This window comes from Protofrankia sp. CiP3, assembly GCF_917627345.1.
GTDB lineage: Bacteria > Actinomycetota > Actinomycetes > Frankiales > Frankiaceae > Protofrankia.
The window spans coordinates 1-18720 of sequence record NZ_CAKJTM010000092.1 but is presented as its reverse complement, the minus strand read 5'-3'; the positions used below and the strand labels follow the sequence as shown (position 1 = coordinate 18720).

Below are 18720 nucleotides of genomic sequence, written 5' to 3'. Positions count from 1 at the left end.
CGGCCGAGCTGCGGGCGGCGCTGCTGGCCGCGCCGGCCCGCGGTCGGGCCATGGTCGCGGATGCGGACGGCACCGGTACGGTCATGCTCGCCGCCGCGCCCGGAACGCCGCTCGCGCCCCGCTTCGGCCCGGCAAGCCGGGCGGCGCACATCAGTTCAGGAGCCCGGGATCTGACCGGGCCGCTCGGCCGCTCCGTACCCGGTCTGCGACGTGATGTGGACACGCTTGCGGACCTGCGGGAAGCAATGAGCCTCGGCGTCGGCCCGCGGACACACGACGTCCTGAAACCGTGAAACCGGACCGCTTCTTGGCCGGGCCCGGTCCGCCCGTGCCCAGGCCAGCTGGAGCCCCCGGCGGGCTGAGCCGGCTCGATGCGGGTGTGCGCGGCGCCCGCATCGGACACGTCCCGGGTGAGCCGTGGTACGACCGTGTCGCGTCTCACCATCGCGTCCGGTACGCCACCAACGGTGCGCTCCCAGGCAGCTATGCCCGCCGACTCCGACACAGTGCGGTGATACGTCTGTAATACCTGATCGCCATGCCTGTACGGCGGAACCATGACGAGCCTGTGCACCGGCTGCCGGGCCGGAGCGCCGCAGGCGTGGCTGAACCGCCGCCGGATACGGTGAGTAACCAACCTCGCCACAATGCCCGCTGGCTCGAGATTCACACGCACCGGCTGTCCGGATGTTTCCGCCATGCTGCGGCATCCATCCAGACGCATTTCGTGACCGTTACACGTGATGTTCACCGACAGGTCGCCCGGACGTGTCGTACGGGTCCCTGTCGCTGCTCACATCTGCCTCCATGACCGGAGACTGGCACCATCGAGGGCATGACCGAGCTGGTGGTGAACCGATCCGAACAGCCGCAGCGCAAACCACGGAGCGCACTGCTTGAGCCACTGGAAGCACCCCGGCCGCCGATCCCGTCCGACCTTCCCAACGACCGTTTCATCAACCGGGAGAAGTCCTGGTTGGACTTCAACGCCCGCGTGTTGGCACTCGCCGAGGATCCGGCCACCCCGCTGCTCGAGCGGGCCAAGTTTCTGGCCATCTTCGCCAGCAACCTGGACGAGTTCTACATGGTCCGGGTCGCGGGCCTGATGCGCCGCGAAGCGACCCGCCTCGCCGCGCTCTCCGCTGACGGCCTCACCTCCCGCGAACAGCTCGAGCTGATCAGCACGTCAGCGGCCGAGCTCTACGAACGTCACTCCCGGTGCTTCAGCGAGGTGGTGGCACCCGCGCTGGCGGAGACCGGCATCACGACCCGGCTGTGGAACGATCTGACCGAGGTCCAGAAGGACCGCCTGCACCGGTACTTCAACGAGCAGGTCTTCCCCGTGCTGACCCCGCTCGCGGTCGACCCGGCCCACCCGTTCCCCTACATCAGCGGGTTGTCGCTCAACCTCGCGGTCACGGTACGCAGCCCAGGCGGGGACAACGAGCGGTTCGCGCGGGTGAAGGTCCCGCAGAACGTACCGCGGCTGATCCGCGTCGCCCCGGACAGCGCGCCGCACAGCGGCAGGCATCTCGGCCCGCGAGGGGCGGAGCCCGACGACCACACGGTCTGCTTCATCCCGCTGGAAGAGGTGATCGCCGCCCACCTCTCGCAGCTCTTCCCCGGTATGGAGGTGGTGGACGCGCACCTGTTCCGGGTGACGCGCAACGCCGATCTCGAAGTCGAGGAGGACGAGGCCGAGGACCTGCTACAGGCGCTCGAGCGCGAGCTGGCGCGCAGGCGGTTCGGCCCGGCCGTACGTCTTGAGGTCGCCGACGACATCGACGACGACCTGCTGGACCTGCTCATGCGGGAGCTGGAGGTCACCAACCGCGAGGTCATGCGGGTTCACGGGCTCATCGACCTGTCGGTCCTGTGGGCGCTCTACGACCTCGACCGTCCCGAGCTGAAAGACATCCCACACGTGCGGCGGACCCACCCACGGCTCGCCGCGTCCGAGGGAGAGCAGACCGATTTCTTCGCGGCGCTGCGTGAGGGTGACGTGCTCATCCACCATCCCTACGACTCGTTCACCACCTCGGTACAGCGCTTCATCGAACAGGCCGCGGCCGACCCGCATGTCCTTGCGATCAAGCAGACGCTCTACCGGACGTCGGGTGACTCCCCCATCGTCGACGCGCTGGTCAGCGCGGCCGAGGCAGGCAAACAGGTCGTCGTCCTGGTGGAGATCAAGGCCAGATTCGACGAGACCGCGAACATCCGGTGGGCACGAGAGCTGGAGAGGGCCGGCTGTCATGTCGTGTACGGACTGATCGGCCTGAAAACACACTGCAAGACCTGTCTGGTGGTCCGTCAGGAACGCGGTGGGCTGCGCCGGTACTGCCACGTCGGTACCGGCAACTACAACCCGAAGACGGCACGGCTGTACGAGGACCTCGGCCTGCTCACCGCCGACCCCGACGTCGGCGCCGACCTCACCGACCTGTTCAACGTGCTGACCGGCTACAGCCGCCAGACCGAGTACCGCTCGCTGCTGGTGGCGCCCCAGCACATGCGGGACGGCATCATCGAACGTATCGAGCGGGAAGCCGAGGCGGCCCGCCAGGGCCAGCCGTCCGGGATCCGCATCAAAGTCAACAGCCTTGTCGACGAAGAGATCATCGATGCGCTCTACCGGGCGTCACGCGACGGTGTGCCGGTGAAGTGCTTCGTCCGTGGGATCTGTGGGCTACGGCCCGGCATCCCGGGCCTGTCCGAAACAGTCCACGTCCGATCGATCCTGGGCCGGTTCCTGGAGCACAGCCGGGTCCTGGAGTTCACCTCGCTCCAGGAGTGCTGGATCGGCAGCGCGGACATGATGCACCGCAACCTCGACCGTCGTATCGAGGCGCTGGTGCGGGTGGGGCGGCCGTTTCAGCAACCGCTCCGGGCCATGCTCGACCACGCCTTCTCCGAAAGCGTGGCAGCCTGGATCCTGCGGCCGGACGGGACCTGGTATCGACAGTCGACCAGCCCGGACGGCGAACCGCTGTCGGACTACCAGACCGACCTGATGAGCCCGTCCCTACGCCTGGCGCACAACTGACCGGCACACGTGCCGACGGCCAGCACCGCGCCAGCACCGCGCCAGCACCGCGCCAGCACCGCGCCGACCGTGAGTGCCCTGGCGGACCCACGGTCGGCACCCGCCTGCGAGTTACTTAGAGGACTGTCCGGCTCACGGCTCCCCGCGTCCCGCCCGGCCGCGTTGTCGTCGGTCGGCGCCCACCACCAGGACGCCTTCCTCCTCCGCCTTGCCGGACCGGGCGCGGATGAGCCGCTCACCGATCGAACGCCCTATCCCCGGGCGCTCTTACTCCTCGCTCGCGGACACGCTGGCCTTGAACTCCGAACCCGGCCTGAACTTCGGCACGACCGAGGCCGCGACCTGTACCGGCTCTCCCGTGGCCGGGTTGCGGCCGGTACGGGCGGCCCGCTCGACACGCTCGAAGACGCCGAACCCGGTGATGGTGACCTTCTCACCAGCGGACACGGCTTCCTGAATTGCCTCGAACACGGCATCGACGGCTTTGGTCGCGTTCGATCGCCCGCCCTCGATCTGTTGGGCGATACGATCAACCAACTGGGACTTGTTCACAACAACCTCCGGACGCCCCCCGCGGGCGCGGGGTTAGGGAGCAGATCGGGCATCACACTGCGCTGCACCGTAGGCATGTCCACCGGTTAGGGCAATTCCCCTGCGCGTGTCGCGCAACACAAACCCGCACGTCAACGACTCTTCTAGATCATCTGGCGGCACCGGGAGGATGGTGGACGATCCCACGATCAGCCATGAATGTAACATTCAGTAACCATCACCACTCCCGCAGTGTATTGATCATTTCAATCCGCACCGCCGGAGACCGATCCGGAGCCCGCTACGAAGTCACCGGCAGCCACCCAGGGCGGGCGGCCTCAAAGGCGGCGATACCCTCCTGTCGCCGCAAGGTCAGGCCGACGTCGTCCAGCCCCTCCATAAGGCGCCAGCGGGTGAAGTCGTCGATCTCAAAACCCGCGACGAGCCCGGGTGCCCGCACCTCACGCGCGGCCAGGTCAACGGTGATCTGGACGCCAGGATCGGCCTCGACCTGATCGGCGAGCGCCTCGATCGTCACCGCTGGCAGTCCAACTGGTAGCAGACCGTTACCAAGCGCATTGCCGTGGAAGATGTCCGCGAAGCGGGCCGAAATCACGACTTTGAAGCCGTAGTCCTGTAGTGCCCACACGGCGTGCTCGCGGGACGACCCGGTGCCGAAGTCCGGGCCGGCGAGCAGGATCGTCGCGCCGATGTACGCCGGGTCGTTCAGGACGAAGTCCGGATCGGCCCGCCACTGCGAGAACAGGCCGGCACCGAACCCGGTACGCTCGATGCGCTTGAGCCAGTCGCTGGGGATGATCTGGTCGGTGTCGACGTCGCTGCGCCGCAGCGGCACCGCTCGACCGGTGTGCGTGGTGAATGCCTCCATGGGATGCGCTCCCTTCATCGTGAGGGGTCAAGGGCCCACATGCTGGGTCCGGGCCCTGACGGGGCTCGGGGCTCTCGGGGGTCAGAGGTCCGCGGGCGCGGTCAGCCGCCCGGTGACGGCGGTCGCGGCGGCGACGGCGGGCGAGACCAGGTGAGTGCGCCCGCCGGGGCCTTGGCGTCCTTCGAAGTTGCGGTTGGACGTGGACGCGCTGCGCTCGCCGGGCCGCAGGGTGTCCGGGTTCATTCCCAGGCACATCGAGCAGCCCGCGCTGCGCCACTGCGCTCCCGCCGCGCGGAAGACCTCGTCCAGCCCCTCGGCCTCGGCTTGCGCCTTCACCACCATCGAACCGGGGACCACCAGCGCCCGCAGTCCGTCAGCCACCCGGCGGCCGCGCAGGACGTCCGCGGCGGCCCGCAGGTCCTCGATGCGGCCGTTCGTGCAGGACCCGATGAACACCGTGTCGATGGTGATGTCACGCAGGGGGGTGCCGGGGGTGAGCGCCATGTAGGCCAGTGCCCGCTCGGCCGAGGCGCGGGCAGCCGGATCGGCGTAGTCGGCCGGGGCGGGAACCCTGGCCGACAGCGGCGCGCCCTGCCCGGGGTTGGTGCCCCAGGTGACGAACGGGCTCAGCCCGGTCGCGTCGAGCACCACCTCGCGGTCGAACAGCGCATCATCATCGGTGGCCAGGGTCCGCCAGTAGGCGAGCGCGGCGTCCCAGGCCGCTCCCACCGGGGCGTGCGGGCGGCCCCGAAGATGGGCGAAGGTCACCTCGTCGGGAGCGATCATGCCAGCACGCGCGCCCGCCTCGATGGACATGTTGCAGACCGTCATACGGCCTTCCATGGACAGCCCGCGGACGGCCTCACCACGGTATTCGATCACATGCCCCTGGCCGCCGCCGGTGCCGATCCGAGCGATGATCGCGAGAATCAGGTCCTTGGCGGTGACCCCGGCGGGCAGCGGCCCGTCCACCGTGACCGCCATGGTCTTCGGCGGATGCTGCGGCAGCGTCTGGGTGGCCAGCACGTGCTCGACCTGGCTCGTGCCGATACCGAAGGCGAGCGCACCGAACGCGCCGTGGGTAGCTGTGTGGCTGTCTCCACAGACGATCGTCATACCCGGCTGGGTGAGCCCCAGCTGCGGACCGACCACGTGGACGATTCCCTGGCCCGGGTCGTTCATCGGGTACAGCCGGACACCGAAGTCGGCGCAGTTCTTGCGCAGGGCCTCGACCTGGGCCGCCGACACCGGGTCCGCGATCGGGCGCAGCGTGTCGGTGGTCGGGACGTTGTGGTCCTCGGTCGCGAGAGTCAGCTCCGGCCGGCGGATGCTCCGGCCGGCGAGCCGGAGCGCCTCGAAGGCCTGTGGGCTGGTCACCTCGTGCACGAGGTGCAGGTCGATGTAGAGCAGGTCGGGCTCGTTGTCGGCACGCCGGACGACGTGGGTGTCCCAGACCTTCTCCGCGAGTGTGCGCCCCATGGCCCACTCCTTCAGGTGGCTTCCTCGGATCCGCCCGGCAGTGGCAGCCGGGCGGTGAACGTTGCGATGGTGAACACTGCGATGTAGATCACTGATTGCGACCATCCCGAATACCGTGCTTCCCACTATCTGAGATGGCAATATCAGCCTGTGGAACAGCTTAGCGGAGTCGGTGTTCTTGACAAGGCTGCCGCCGTGCTGAGCGCGGTGGAGGCGGGCCCGGTGTCCCTCGGGGAACTGGTCACCCGGACCGGGCTCAGCCGGGCGACCGCGCACCGGCTCGCCGCCGCGCTCGAGGTGCACAGGCTGGTCGGGCGGGACCCGCACGGCCGCTTCGTTCCCGGCCCGCGGCTGGCCGCTGGTGGCGCGCTGCCGCTGCCCTGGGCGCTGGTGGACGCGGCCACCCCGGTCCTGGCGGAGCTGCGCGACGCCACCGGCGAGAGCAGCCAGCTCTACGTGCGGCGCCGAGACGTACGGGTGTGCGTGGCCGCGGCCGAACGCGCCAGCGGCCTGCGTGACACCGTCCCCGTGGGGTCCACGCTGCCGATGACCGCCGGATCGGGAGCACAGGTGCTGCTTGCCTTCACCGATGGCACCGGCGCCGACGCGAGCGCCCTTCCCGTTGGTGCGCTCCTTCCCGGCGCGGCGGCATTTGACGCGTCCGTGCTGGAACGGGTGCGACGGCATGGCTGGGCCGAGAGTGTCGGCGAGCGCGAACCAGGACTCGCGTCGGTGTCAGCGCCGGTCCGTGACGGCGGCAAGGTGGTCGCGGCGCTGTCGTTGTCCGGCCCGGTCGAGCGCCTGACCCGCTCCCCCGGCCGCCGCCACGGCACCGCCATCGTTACCGCCGCCGAGCTGTTGACCGCGCGCCTACAGCAGAAATCCGCCCAGCCGTCATCATGAGCCGTACCTTCGCGCGGAGCGGAAAGATCACGGCTGTCGCCAGGTCTGCGCGCGGCGTGGCCCAGGGCGGAAAGGCAGATGAACTGCCTCTCGAACCGAGAGCTACCACCCGCCCGCGTGAAACATCCCGTCTCCGACATCCGGGGAGCTGCCCGAAAGTACGGTCTCTACCGCGATCAGGTGATCGTGAGGGTGATGATGGGTCTTTCCCGGGTACAGTTCTGTCCGTCGATCGCCTTCGCCTGGATCTTGTGCTGCCCCGGAGTCAAATAGATGTAACGCGGTGAGTTGTCTCTGCCGATTCCGCCATCGGCTCGGACCGTGATGAGCTGGTCGAAGGCGCCGCTGGCGTCGAGCGTGGCCCGCTGGGAGATGACCGCGTGATCGAAGACCAAACTGATCTGGGTGTTCTCCTGGCATGGCAGCCAGCCGGTGCCGCTGAGATGGAAGGACTGCCCAACATTTGCTTGGGAGGGGCCGAACAACTGCGGTGTGGTTACAGGCGCTGGCGGCGAGGCGGTGGGCCGGCGTGGAGGACCGGGACTCGTCATGGTGGCCACGGGGCCTGGCTCCGGGGGCAGCGTGTCAGTCCTGCTACTGGCCGGCAGGGAGGGTGGCGCAGGACGGTGGAAGGCAGCCTGCGTAGCAGGGCCTGCGACCGGGGCGGTGGCCCTGTTCCCAGCTGCGTTGGGGACCGTTGCCGCCGAGCTCTCGCCTTGGGCAGGGACAAGAATTACCGCCGCGACAATGGATACGATGGCGATCACACCGGTGGCCACGAAGGCGTAGAACCGCCATACTTCATTTGTCGGTGGCTTCTCCCGGGCGGCGGTCGCCGGCCGGGAGGCTGTGATTCCGGGAAGATGGATCCAGGCACGGGACCGGAACGTCTTGACCACGACGTCGACCTCGGTGAACGTCTCGGGCCGGATGCTCCCGTAGCCGTCGCGGACGGCCCCGCGGTGCACCCGTTCGGAGACGATGACGGCCACATTGGCCTCGGGTTCGTCGCGCAGCGCCTGCCGCAGGGGCTCGGCCTCGACCAAGCGGCATGCCTCGATCACGTCATGGCCAGCCCAACCGGAACTCTCGGCCAGCACCTCGCCGTCGTGGATCGCCAGCCGCAACCGCATCCGCGCTGGTTCGCTGTGCAGCCTTCGATCATGCCGCAGCGCCACCTCGAGCCGGTCGACGAATGGATCGAGCAGCCGGACGATGGGCACGTTGGGCGGGATCACAATCAGCAGCCCGTCGCCGCGGTCAGCCACGCTGACCACGGCGTCAGCCCATTCCCGCCACGGCAGTCCCGACTCGGCGAACGCCAGGTTGAGCACCTCACGCAACCGTTGCCGCAGGTTCTTCTGCGTGTGGCTGTCGCGGGAACTCCAGCTTTCGATGTCAGCCACCATGATGCGGCGCGATACAGGTGCGTCCGGCATGTGGGACGGCCCTCCTTCAGGGCCGTATCGGTGGACACGGCCCTCATCAATGGCGGATTCTCGATGTGAAGCTCGCGCCATCAGATCGGTATCTGATCGGCAGTGGGCGCAGGCCACGATGGTGCGAGCGGCTTCGCCGCCTGTCGCCTGCCGTAGCCGTCGTCCCTGACCGTCGTAGTGGTCCGCTGGTGCCCGTTCGACGTCATCCGTCACATTTGGCGAGACATTGTGTCTCCATAGGAGAACGCACGCAACACGTCAGCCTCCACAAAGACGATCATCCTGCCCCTTTTTTGATCACTCCACAGGAGCGGGGATCTTTCAGATCGCGGCCGACCGGCTCCCGGACACACCGATCGCCGCCGCAAGATCATGGCGGGTCAGCCGCAGCGTGATGGCGGCACCACCGCCGGGCTGGGCCTGCCCGTGCCGGTGCCGGTGCGCGAGTTCCAGCAGGTGGCGGGCCAGCCGGACGCCAAGCGGCCCCCGGGACTCAACTGGCCGTCAGCGTTGTGATCACTGTCACCTAAGGACACGTGTTCCTCTCCATCACGTGACGGGTGACGCAGAGTACCTCGTTTGCTGCGCTACAAGGATGCGGCGGGTATCCGTCATCACGTTCCGTTCACCTATAGTGCCGGAAACCGGCCCTGCCCAGCCGTGCGGCCGCGGGCACGACATAAAGTCCGCTTAATCAGCGGATATACGCCCGATAAGGGGAAATACGGGCGACACGGAGGCCGAATTGCGGAGGCTGGGTTCCCGGTATGTCCTGCGCGAACCGCTCGGGCGCGGCACACGGACAAGACGCGGCGGCGGACTGCTGGCGGCGGGTGTCGCGGCGATGATGCTCATGGGCCTCGGCTCATGGCTGCTCGCCACCGGCCTCAGCCAGGATGGCCGTGCCCCCGCCGGGCAGCGGCCCGTCGGGCAGCGATCTGCGCCGAGCGCCGCGGTGACGGTTTCGGTGGCCGCCTCGGTGACGGCAGCAGCCGGTTCCATCGCTGTGGCCGAGCCCCCTTCCCCAGCGGACCCGCCGACGATGCCACTGCCGGACGTGCGCAACATGCTGCTGGCCGACGCCTCCACAGCACTGCGCAAGGCCGGCTTCACCAACATCCCATACCGGTATGACTGCTACCGGTCACCCAACATCGACAACGTGGTGAGCCAGGAGCCGTCCCCAGGCAGCCGGATCACCATGACCTCTCCGGTGAGCCTCAAGCTGCAGGCCGCCGATTGCGCGACCGTGCCCATGGTCGTGGGAATGATGTTACGTGACGCCACCAACACGCTGCGGCAGACCGGATTCACCAACATCTCGTACTCCTACGAGTGCCTGCAATCGATCAATGCCGCCACCGTGGTCATCCAGTCGCCGCCCGAGGACACCAGCTACAGCATGAAACAATTTGTGACTCTCAGACTACAAAAAACCAGCTGTTGATCAAATGGAACGATCGATCGGTAGTGACCGGCTCGGCCAGACCCGCGCGGTCCGAAGTCCCTGTCGTGCGTCCCCGTCCAGGGCGCGCGGCACGGGCAACGGCGGGGGCGGGCTGTCCAGCATCGTCCGGCCGCCGCCAGCACCACCGAGTGCCGCCGCCCGACCGTTGAAACCCGCCTGATCGCTCGGTGCGGGCTGGGACACGGCAGCGGACGGCCGGGGCGCCGCGGCCACCATGTCGACCTCAACGATGATCTCCCCGTCCTCGGAGGTCATGCGCAGTCGTCCGCCGTGGACCTCGACCAGCCGCCGGACCACGTACAAGCCCATACCGGCGCCGTCGGTCTCCCGGGTCGCTGTCCCGTCCCGCTGTGTGAACGGCTCGAAAAGCTGCCGGATCGTGGCCGGGTCAAGATCGGGGCCAGGATTGCGGACCCGCAGCACCACCTCGTCGCCGACCCGGCCGGCGATGAGCCGGACGGGCGCTCCGGGCCACGAGTGCACCAGGGCGTTGTCGACGAGGTTGGCGACCACCTGGTGCAATGCCTGGCGGGCCATTCGCACGGGCAGCCGGGGCGGTAGGTCGACGCTGACGTTCGCCGCGGTGGCCGGCGAATAGGCCAGTGTCGCGAGCACCTCGTTCACGACCTCGGGAAGATCCGCGACCGTGTTCTCCTCGGTACCGTTACCGGTGGCGGTTGCCGCGGTGAGCATGTTCTCCAGCAACCGGGACAGCCGGTCGGAGTAGGTGACGGCCGAGTCAAGCATGTCGTCGAGCTGTGCCGCGGACATCCGGTCGCGCCGCCTTTTGATCGTGAGCAGAGTGCCGCGGATGCCGGTCAGCGGCGTCCGGAACTCGTGCGAGACCGTAGCGACAAGATCGCTGCGGATACGGTCGGTCTCTTCGAGGCGGGCCATCAGGCTCTGCTGGCCCTCGTAGAGCTGCGCCCGATAGTGCTCGACCCGACGGCGGGACTGCTCGCTGAAGTACCAGAAGATCACCTGGGCGCCCGCCAGCGCACAGATGAACGCGGCACTGATCGCGGCGAAGGTCCATGGGGAGCCCGCGTGGCGGTAGGAGATGACCTGGTCGCCAACGGCGCCGTTGGCGAGGAAGACGAACGCGATTGCCAGCAGGTAGACCGCCCAATCCTCATAGAGGGCTATCAGCGCCACGACCACGAAGAAGTGGAAGTGCAGTTCGGGCTGTCCCCGCAGGATGTGGACCAGCACCACGGAGCTGCACAGCAGGCCGAGGCTGGTAGCGAGTGCGCGCAGGCGGCGCACACCCGGCAGGACGGCCGCGCCGAGCAGCAGCGCCGCCGGGCAGGCCGACAGCAGCCCCTGCCAGACGCCGAACTCCCCGTACGCGGCGCAGCCGACGATGATCGGCAGATGGACGGCGAGGAGCCAGACCAGCAGCCGGTGGCGGGCGACCCAGTCCTCGGTGGGCAGGCCGCGCCCATGCGGCATCCAGCCCCAGGTCCGCCCGCTGAGCTTCTCGGCGGGAAGGATGAGGTCAGCGACGGGTCGATGGCCGGGTGACGTCCGCTCGGCACGACGGAGCCGGCCGGCGCGCGCACTGCCATGGCGACGCCGCGCCCGGTCGGGAACAGGGGCCACGGAGGACATCCGGGTCATCCTCTACCGATCGACGCCAGGCGCACCATGGCCGGCAAGGATGGTGTGACATGGCAAGCAGGCCCACCCATGACTAGACCATCTTTACCAGCCGGTAACAGGCTCAACGAGGCATGGCGCCACAGGCGGCCGCTTCGGCACCGTATGGTCCGCATGGTGGCCTTCGGACGGCCACCCAGGAGGAGGACACCGTGCCCCCCGTGACCCTGACCGCGACCCCCTTGACCGCCGTCGCCGCCTCCCCCGCCGGCCCGGCCTGTGCCAGCACAGCCTGTGCCGGTGCAGCCGCCGCCTTCGCGCCTGTCGTCGAGCCAGGCGTCCGCGCGGACGAAGCGGCCGCGACCAACGGCCCGCGGCTGCGGCTTGTCACCACCAATGACCAGCCAGCCGGAATCGTGCACGGACACGACCCGAGCTCCTGCGGGTGCCGGGAGTGCGCCATGGCGCGTCACCCCGCGTCGATGCCTCGGCTGACGGTCGTTTAGAGCGCCCGAGAACAGGACTGTCCGGCTCACGGCTCCCCGCATCCCACCCGGCCGCGTTGTCGTCAGTCGGCGCCCACCACCAGGGTGACTCTCTCCGCCGCCTCGCGATGCACGCGCCCCAGCCCCGCTCCTTGATCCACTCTCCTATTGCCGGGCGCTCTTAATGACCGCGGGCCGATAGGAGCAACCGGCAGTACCGCCAGTCGCGCCACGAACAGCGCAAAGGGTCCCAGGGGCTGTTGATCCTGGGACCCTTTGCGCTGACCGGGCACACGCCGCCTCGGGACTTCGGGGCCACTTCGAGACACTTGCCGTGATCGGGGTCACACTAACCTGAGTTTTCCACACGGTCGGTCACCCAATGCGATAGTTGGCTGTTAGGTGCCCCCTTGGTGCGACAGGTGCGGGATTCAGGAGGCCACGCTGTGTTCCAGGCCAGCGGCTCAACTCCGAACAGTGGTTCGACTAGAATCGACACGCACGCGGATGCTTCCGGCGGTCACATCCCGGTGCAATGCTCGGATATCGGGCCGGTACGGTTGCGAGCCAACAGGGAGGGAGGCCACGCCATGGATGAGCATGAGCGGAGTATCAGTGACAGCCTCCAGCACGCCGATCTTGACGCCCAACCAGATGAGGCCAAATTCGCCGAGCTGCTTCTCTTGGTCGCGGAGGAGCTGGCTGACGACCCGTACGGCGGGGCGACCAAGGCCAACAAGGTCTTGTATTTCGCCGAGTTCGCCCACGTCCGTGAGACCGGTCGTCCCATTACGGGCGTCCGCTACCGCAAGCTGGAGCGAGGCCCGGCACCGCGACACCTCACGACGATCCGCAAGCGCTTGATAGATGCCGGTGATGCACAGCTCGTCAGAGAGCGGGTCCTCGGCTACGAACAGCATCGCCTTCATCCAACTCGGCCCGCCCGCCGCGAGCTGTTCAGCGCGACCGAGCTGAAGGCTGTCCAAGACGCCGTCAACCTTCTTCGCGGTCACACCAACACGGACGCTAGTGAGCGGTCCCACCGCGAGCCCGGATGGCAGCTCGTCAACGAGGGCGAGGACATCCCGTACGTGTCTGCTCTGCTGCCGCACGATCAGCCGCAGCCGTCCCCCCGGATGATGGCCCGGTTGCGCCAGATTGGCGAGGAGTACGCCCGCCAAGGGCGCTTGGCTCAGTGACCAGGTACGAGGTCACCTACGGTCCCGAGTTCTTGGCCGCTGCTCAGGCCGCGTACCCCGACCAGCGGAACACGAGGTACTCGGGTCCCACCTTCCATGACTTTATGCGGGTACCGGTGCGGTCAGCGAAGTTCGCCTTCGCTACAAACTGGGACAAGCTGCCGTCAGAGATGGGCGGAGCCGTCCGGCTGGTAATTCTTGGGCCGCATTGGACGTTCGGGCCGATCGTCTTCTACGCCGCCTTGGTCAGCAGGCGCACCGGTCCGGTGATCGAGATTACCGCCTTTGAGGAAGATCGGGATTACTGGGATACCTTCGACGACCCCGACGACTAGGCGTGCCTGACGGATCTTCGATCGCGCGGATCAATGCCCAGAAAGCGCCCTGCCGCGGGGCAGCCGGCCCGTCCGTCACGACGCCGGCCTGTGCAAGGAACGGAACACCGTCGAGCGTCTGATCAACAAGATAAAGGCATGGCGGGTATCGCCACCCGCTACGGCAAGACCCCACACAGCTATCCCGTTGGTCTCCATCTTCGCGCCTCGATGATTTGGATCAAGAAACTCACGCGAACCACCAATTGATCACAATTCGATACGCGCCCTAGCGCGACGCAGGCCGCGCGCTCAGCTCACGTAACGGCGAGGCGGTAGCTGAGAGTGGTCGGCGCTGGACGTTCATCCAGGGCCTGCGGCGCCACTTCGGCGCGGACCCGCCGGAGCCCGCCGGTACCAACCGGGCATGACCGGACAGACGACGAAGGGCTGGTGCCCTGGTCTGCCCAGGTCACCAGCCCTTTACCAGTGGTCTTGCCTTGTAGCCCCGACCGGATTCGAACCGGCGCTACCGCCTTGAGAGGGCGGCGTCCTAGGCCACTAGACGACGGGGCCAGCTGTTCTTACTTCAGACACACTGTACTTCGCAGCGCAGAAAGCCTGACGCTGGGGTACCAGGACTCGAACCTAGACTAACGGAACCAGAATCCGTTGGGCTGCCAATTACCCCATACCCCAAGGTCGCCCTTGCGGGCGAGCCCTACTGTACCGCATCCGGCTGGGGAGGCCGGCTGCGACCTGCCGGTGACCTGCCGGTGACCTGCCGCGAGCCACCCGCAGGCAGGTCACCGGCAGGCCCGGATATGATCAAAAATCTGGATCAGCGGGAGGTGACCGGGTTGGTGAGGGTGCCGATCCCCTCCAGCGTGACGGCCACGGTCTGCCCGGGGCTCATCGGGCCCACCCCGGCCGGCGTTCCGGTCAGCAGGAGGTCACCGGGCAGCAGGGTCATCGCCGCGGACATGTACGCGATGAGCGACGCGACATCGTGCAGCAGCGACTTCGTCCGGGCGTCCTGCCGGAGCTCGCCGTCGAGAGTCGTGCGGACAGCCACGTCGGACGGGTCGAGATCGGTCTCGATCCACGGCCCGACCGGGCAGAAGGTGTCGTGCCCCTTGGCCCGGGTCCACTGGCCGTCGGCCCGCTGCTGGTCGCGTGCGCTGACGTCGTTGGCACAGGTGTAACCGAGCACGACCTCCAGCGCCCGCGCCACCGGGACGTCCCGGCACAGCCGCCCGATGACGATCGCGAGCTCACCCTCGTAGTCGACATGATCGCTGTCAGGAGGAAGCACGATCGGGTCGCCCGGACCGATCACGCTCGTCGACGGTTTCAGGAAAAGCAGCGGGTTCGCCGGGGCGGTATCGCCCATCTCCCGGACATGATCGGCGTAGTTCTTGCCGACACACAGCACCTTGCTGGGAAGCACCGGCGCGAGTAACCGCACGCCGCCGAGCGGGTGCCGCGCGCCGGTGAAGCTGAACGCGCCGAAGGGATGGGGGGTGATCGTGGCCACCGTGGCCTCGCCCCGCTCCACCTCTCCCTCCACCACCCCGAAGGCCGGTTCCGTCCCGTCGGTGAACCTGGCGATACGCACCCGTTGACGTTACAGGCAACCTCCGGTCACATGTGCCCCAGCGCACGTCACGGACCTCGTGGATAGGCTTTCCGCGCGTTCTGAGATCTCAGCCCGAGAGGAGCCAGGTGAGCGAGACCACACCCGTCTACGATGTCGGCGCGCCGGAACCGAAGCCCATCGACGAGGAGCTGAGCGTGCAGCTCGGCCATCTCGCCGAGGACGCGATCCTGCGCGGCAAGCCCAACGGCAGCGAACGGTGCGACAACTGTCTGTACTACCTCGACACCGACAGGGACATCACCTACTGCTGGCACCCGAAGCTGCGCATCCTGGTCGGCGGCGACTGGTGGTGTCAGTGGTGGGAGGAGATCCCGGCGGACTGACGGCACGCGGCACCCACCGTAACGCCCTGAAAAAATAAGATCAAATTTGCGCGGGCTGCGGAGCGGGGTACAGCGCACGGCGCAGGACGTCATGGATCTCCCGCGCCTGGCGCTTGAAGACGGCCGCGGAACGCTCCAGGCTCGCCCCGTGGAACGTCCCCGGGAACTGGTGCAGCTCGACCGAGACGCCCGCCCGCAGCAGCGCCAGGGCGTAGTCGATCCCCTCGTCGCGCAGCGGGTCGAACTCGGCGGCCGAGACGTACGCGGGGGGCAGGCCGACGAGGTCGGTGGCTCGGGCCGGCGCCGCGTACGGCGACACGTCGTCACCGAACGCGGCGTCACCGGAACGGCCCAGGTAACGCCGCCAGTTCCGCACGGCGTTCGGCCGGCTCCACAAGGGCGTGTCAGTAAAATCAATCATGGATGGAGTGGCCAGCCGGTCGTCCAGTTCGGGCGCTGCCAGGAGCTGGTAGCACAGGGACGGGCCGCCGCGGTCCCGGGCGAGCAACGCGAGCCCTGCCGCGAGCCCTCCGCCGGCGCTCGCGCCGCCGACGGCTACCCTGTCACGGTCGACACCGAGGACCTCCGCGTGCTCAACCAGCCACCGCAGGGTGGCGTAGCAGTCCTCAAGCCCCGCCGGGAACGGGTTCTCCGGAGCCAGCCGATACTCCGGTGACACCACTATGACCTTGGCTTCGGCACAGATCCACGCCGCGCTTGGATGCGTCGTCCCCGCGTCGCCCCCGGCGCAACCGTCGCCATCGATGCCACCACCGTTGATCCACAGCATGGCCGGCCACGGCTCACCGGACTCGTTCGGCCGGTAGATGTGGACCGTGACATCAGGCGACCCCAGTGGGCCGGGGACCGCCCAATCCTCACATGTCACTTTCGGCGGCAACGACACCACGGTGGCGAGCTCGGGATCCACCACGACTCCTCATATCCGGGGCGAAACAGGCCTTGACCAGCACTTCCACCGCGAATGAGTGTTCCCTGCAAAGAGGCGTCTGTCATCTGATGCCCGCTGAATCGACCCGCTGGGCCAACAGAAGCACTCTGGATCTTCCAGCGTCAACCGGTCGCCTCCGGGAAGAGCCCCTACTTTATGGTCGCTGGACGGGGTGGAAATGTCACCCCAAGCGGCTATCATGAACATATGTTCGAATTATGCGATGGATGCCTCAGCCCCCCGACAGGGCCGAGCCGGAGGGCCGCCGCCGTTCTCAGGCGTGGCCGCACCGGGCGTCCGTATCCGCCCGGCCGTCATGCTGATCATTGTTCGCCACGTCGCCCGAACGGCCAACGCCGTCGACGGCGGCCCGACCGATCGTTATGGTTCACGTTCCACGAAGGGTCGACATCGAGATCGATACCGATGCGCCGTGCGATCTCCACCGCCTCGCTCAGCATCACCTGGCCACGCTCGTGTTCGCCCATGCCAGAGAGAAGCCCACCAAGCTGGCGAAGTGAAATCATGACGTCCCGTTGCTTACCGGCGTTCACCGGATCGGCTTCGGCCAGGCGCAGGGCAATCGCCAGATCTTGTTCGTAATACCCACGAGCCTTATCAGCATCTCCCGATCTCACGGCAAGATCCGCAAGCTTGTTGTAGGAGATCGACAGGTCGCGTTGGGCCTGGCTGTTGGTGGGGTCAGCCTCCGCCAACCGCCGGGCGATGGTGAGACCGTCGGTGAACAGCTGCTGAGCACGACCGGTATCACCAACAGCGATCGCAACATCCGCAAGCCGTTCGTAGGAGATCGACAGGTCGCGTTGGGCCTGGCTGTTGGTGGGGTCAGCCTCCGCCAACCGCCGGGCGGAGGCAACCATCGCGCTGCCGCGATCCCGGGCCGCCGCGGTACTGCCGGTGTTCAACAGCGCGGTGAGCTCCCGCTCGACAAGCTCAAGGAACCCCCGGCTGTCGGCGGGCACCATCGGCCCGACCTCGCCCAGCAGCGCGGCGACCGACGACTCCCCCGCGAGCATGCCGGTGAAGGTCAGTGTCTGGGCGACGACATCGTCGAAGCGCTCCTGGGCGGCGAGGTGGCGGGCCACCTCGACCAGATCCGCGAAGTCGGCGCGCCCCGCCTCAAGCCGAGCCAGCCGCATCCGCTCGGCTCTGCCGTGTCGCTCCGTCCGCGTCTCGGGTTCGACGTCGGCCAGCCAGTGGGCGATCCAAGGGTGGACGAGCACATCGCCGTCGAGGCGCAGCAGCAGCGTCCGGTCCGCGAGCCGCCGGACGGCCGCGGCGACGGCCCGGTGTCGTGCCCTGTCGGGCTCGGCACCCTTCCAAGCGAACGCGAGATCGTCGACCGACATCGGGGCGCTGGACACCGCCGCCTGCAGGAGAAGTGCACGCTCGTCCGCCGTCACGGTCGCGAGCAGCAGCTCCAGGACGATGTCCCGGCTACCGAGCAACAGGGCGTCGTCCACCGCCTCGTCGAAGGTGCGATCCTCATGCAGGTCGATGCCGAGCGTGTCGGCCAGATCGCCGATCTTCTCGGTGACCTCCAGCAGGTTCGCCGCGCCGTTGCGCAGCAGGGTGTCGACGAACTCCAGCAGCCGTGGATGACCGCCGATCGTCCGGGTCAACGTACGCCGGTCATCGTCACCCAGCGCCCGCAGGCTCGGCAGCCGGAGCAGCAGGCGACCTAGCTCGGAGCCGCTGAGAGGTCCGACATCCACTCGATGAAACGGCACGGTACGGTACGGCAGGGGGTATCGGCACGTCACGAGCAGACGGCCGGCGCCACTCGGACTGCCAGGGCCACCGGCACGGGCCAGATCGGCGAACACCTCGGCGAAGCCCGGGTCGGCGAAGCGTCGACCATCCTCGGTCAGGTTCTGCTCGAAGTCGTCGAACAGCAGCAGCAGGCGGTGCTCGCCCAGTAATTCCCGAATCCGCGCGATCTTGTCCGTCTCCTCGTGACGGGAGTCGGTGAGGGCGCTCCGTGCCTCGACCAACTCCGGGACCGGGATGCCGCGGAGCGCCTGCGCGGTCGCGGCGATCAGCGACGGCGGGTTCCACCGGCCGACGTGCACCGCCACCGCCCAGCCGTCAGCCCGCAGCCGGGCCATTACCCGCCCGGCCACCGCGGTCTTGCCGATCCCGCCGGGCCCGGTCAGCACCACGCCGGCAACCGCGCCCCAGCGCTCCACCGCGGCCGGGCCACCCCGCAACACCGCGAGCGCGGTGCGGACCTCCCGGCGCCGCCCGACCAGGTCACCCATGGCCAGCTCACGGACGCTGCCACCGGCCGGCGCGGCGAACGGGCGGGCCAGCGGCTGCCAGTCAGCAGCGGCGTCGAGCAGCGGCGGGTCGCCGGCCGCGGCAATCAGCGTCGCGGTGGCGTACTCGGGAGCCGCGAGCCGGCCGGTGGCC

At 68.1% G+C, this 18720-nt stretch carries 16 protein-coding genes, 2 tRNA genes and 2 pseudogenes; 9 read left to right on the top strand and 11 right to left on the bottom strand.

All coding sequences use genetic code 11. The annotated features are described in order from the left end of the window. Together MJ797_RS21615 and MJ797_RS21610 are read left to right on the top strand one after the other, a co-directional pair. Positions 1-293, top strand: a pseudogene (locus MJ797_RS21615) (2-phospho-L-lactate guanylyltransferase); the annotation flags it as partial. A 542-nt stretch (positions 294-835) separates the two neighbouring features. Beyond that, positions 836-3046: an RNA degradosome polyphosphate kinase gene (locus tag MJ797_RS21610; protein ID WP_239340190.1), complete on the top strand. Its 2211-nt coding sequence runs from the start codon at positions 836-838 to the stop codon at positions 3044-3046. A 267-nt stretch (positions 3047-3313) separates the two neighbouring features. Here MJ797_RS21610 and MJ797_RS21605 read toward each other — a convergent pair whose 3' ends face one another. The 3 genes from MJ797_RS21605 to leuC form a co-directional block, all read right to left on the bottom strand. Continuing rightward, a complete protein-coding gene (locus MJ797_RS21605) occupies positions 3314-3598 on the bottom strand; it encodes an HU family DNA-binding protein (RefSeq protein WP_239310351.1) in 285 nt (94 codons plus the stop codon). A 280-nt stretch (positions 3599-3878) separates the two neighbouring features. Next, on the bottom strand, positions 3879-4466 hold the full coding sequence (leuD, locus tag MJ797_RS21600; RefSeq protein WP_239340189.1) for a 3-isopropylmalate dehydratase small subunit: 588 nt from the start codon (positions 4464-4466) through the stop codon (positions 3879-3881). Between the two features lie 81 nt (positions 4467-4547). Further along, a complete protein-coding gene (gene leuC / locus MJ797_RS21595; protein ID WP_239340188.1) occupies positions 4548-5945 on the bottom strand; it encodes a 3-isopropylmalate dehydratase large subunit in 1398 nt (465 codons plus the stop codon). Positions 5946-6095: 150 nt separating this feature from the next. On the opposite strand from leuC, the gene MJ797_RS21590 reads away from it, so the two are divergent. Beyond that, on the top strand, positions 6096-6848 hold the full coding sequence (locus MJ797_RS21590; protein WP_239340185.1) for an IclR family transcriptional regulator: 753 nt from the start codon (positions 6096-6098) through the stop codon (positions 6846-6848). A 176-nt stretch (positions 6849-7024) separates the two neighbouring features. On the opposite strand, the gene MJ797_RS21585 is transcribed toward MJ797_RS21590, so the two are convergent. Both MJ797_RS21585 and MJ797_RS27605 read right to left on the bottom strand, forming a co-directional pair. Beyond that, positions 7025-8287 carry a hypothetical protein gene (locus MJ797_RS21585; RefSeq protein ID WP_239340182.1) on the bottom strand — a complete coding sequence of 421 codons (1263 nt, stop codon included), beginning with the start codon at positions 8285-8287 and terminating at the stop codon, positions 7025-7027. Between the two features lie 321 nt (positions 8288-8608). Continuing rightward, positions 8609-8740: a hypothetical protein gene (locus MJ797_RS27605; protein WP_374582745.1), complete on the bottom strand. Its 132-nt coding sequence runs from the start codon at positions 8738-8740 to the stop codon at positions 8609-8611. Positions 8741-9254: 514 nt separating this feature from the next. Here MJ797_RS27605 and MJ797_RS21575 point away from each other — a divergent pair. Beyond that, positions 9255-9734: a PASTA domain-containing protein gene (locus tag MJ797_RS21575; RefSeq protein ID WP_239340176.1), complete on the top strand. Its 480-nt coding sequence runs from the start codon at positions 9255-9257 to the stop codon at positions 9732-9734. Here the strand turns inward: MJ797_RS21575 and MJ797_RS21570 are convergent, their stop codons facing one another. Further along, complete coding sequence (locus MJ797_RS21570; protein WP_239340173.1) at positions 9735-11366, bottom strand: HAMP domain-containing sensor histidine kinase; 1632 nt, start codon at positions 11364-11366, stop codon at positions 9735-9737. A 200-nt stretch (positions 11367-11566) separates the two neighbouring features. On the opposite strand from MJ797_RS21570, the gene MJ797_RS21565 reads away from it, so the two are divergent. From MJ797_RS21565 to MJ797_RS21550, 4 genes and pseudogenes are all read left to right on the top strand, one after another. Then, positions 11567-11860 (top strand): hypothetical protein, encoded by a 294-nt coding sequence (locus MJ797_RS21565; protein WP_239340170.1) that lies wholly within the window; start codon positions 11567-11569, stop codon positions 11858-11860. Positions 11861-12429: 569 nt separating this feature from the next. Further along, positions 12430-13038, top strand: coding sequence for a Panacea domain-containing protein (locus MJ797_RS21560; RefSeq protein WP_239340167.1), 609 nt, complete (start codon positions 12430-12432; stop codon positions 13036-13038). Next, entirely contained in the window at positions 13035-13373 is a 339-nt protein-coding gene (locus MJ797_RS21555; RefSeq protein ID WP_239340164.1) for a hypothetical protein, read from the top strand. The genes MJ797_RS21560 and MJ797_RS21555 overlap by 4 nt, the downstream gene beginning before the upstream one ends. 55 nt (positions 13374-13428) lie before the next feature. Continuing rightward, positions 13429-13622, top strand: a pseudogene (locus tag MJ797_RS21550) (IS5/IS1182 family transposase); the annotation flags it as partial. A gap of 233 nt (positions 13623-13855) precedes the next feature. Here MJ797_RS21550 and MJ797_RS21545 read toward each other — a convergent pair. The 3 genes from MJ797_RS21545 to MJ797_RS21535 form a co-directional block, all read right to left on the bottom strand. Next, positions 13856-13928 (bottom strand) — tRNA-Glu (locus MJ797_RS21545). Positions 13929-13979: 51 nt separating this feature from the next. Continuing rightward, positions 13980-14051 (bottom strand) — tRNA-Gln (locus MJ797_RS21540). Between the two features lie 142 nt (positions 14052-14193). Then, positions 14194-14970: a fumarylacetoacetate hydrolase family protein gene (locus MJ797_RS21535; RefSeq protein WP_239310358.1), complete on the bottom strand. Its 777-nt coding sequence runs from the start codon at positions 14968-14970 to the stop codon at positions 14194-14196. 107 nt (positions 14971-15077) lie between these two features. On the opposite strand from MJ797_RS21535, the gene MJ797_RS21530 reads away from it, so the two are divergent. Next, the gene (locus MJ797_RS21530; RefSeq protein WP_239310359.1) at positions 15078-15335 is read left to right on the top strand and encodes a hypothetical protein; all 258 of its coding nucleotides are present in this window, start codon (positions 15078-15080) and stop codon (positions 15333-15335) included. 40 nt (positions 15336-15375) lie between these two features. Here the strand turns inward: MJ797_RS21530 and MJ797_RS21525 are convergent, their stop codons facing one another. Beyond that, a complete protein-coding gene (locus MJ797_RS21525; RefSeq protein WP_239340162.1) occupies positions 15376-16266 on the bottom strand; it encodes an alpha/beta hydrolase in 891 nt (296 codons plus the stop codon). Positions 16267-16610: 344 nt separating this feature from the next. Further along, a partial coding sequence (locus tag MJ797_RS21520; protein WP_239340160.1) for a tetratricopeptide repeat protein occupies positions 16611-18720 on the bottom strand: 2110 nt, incomplete at its 5' end.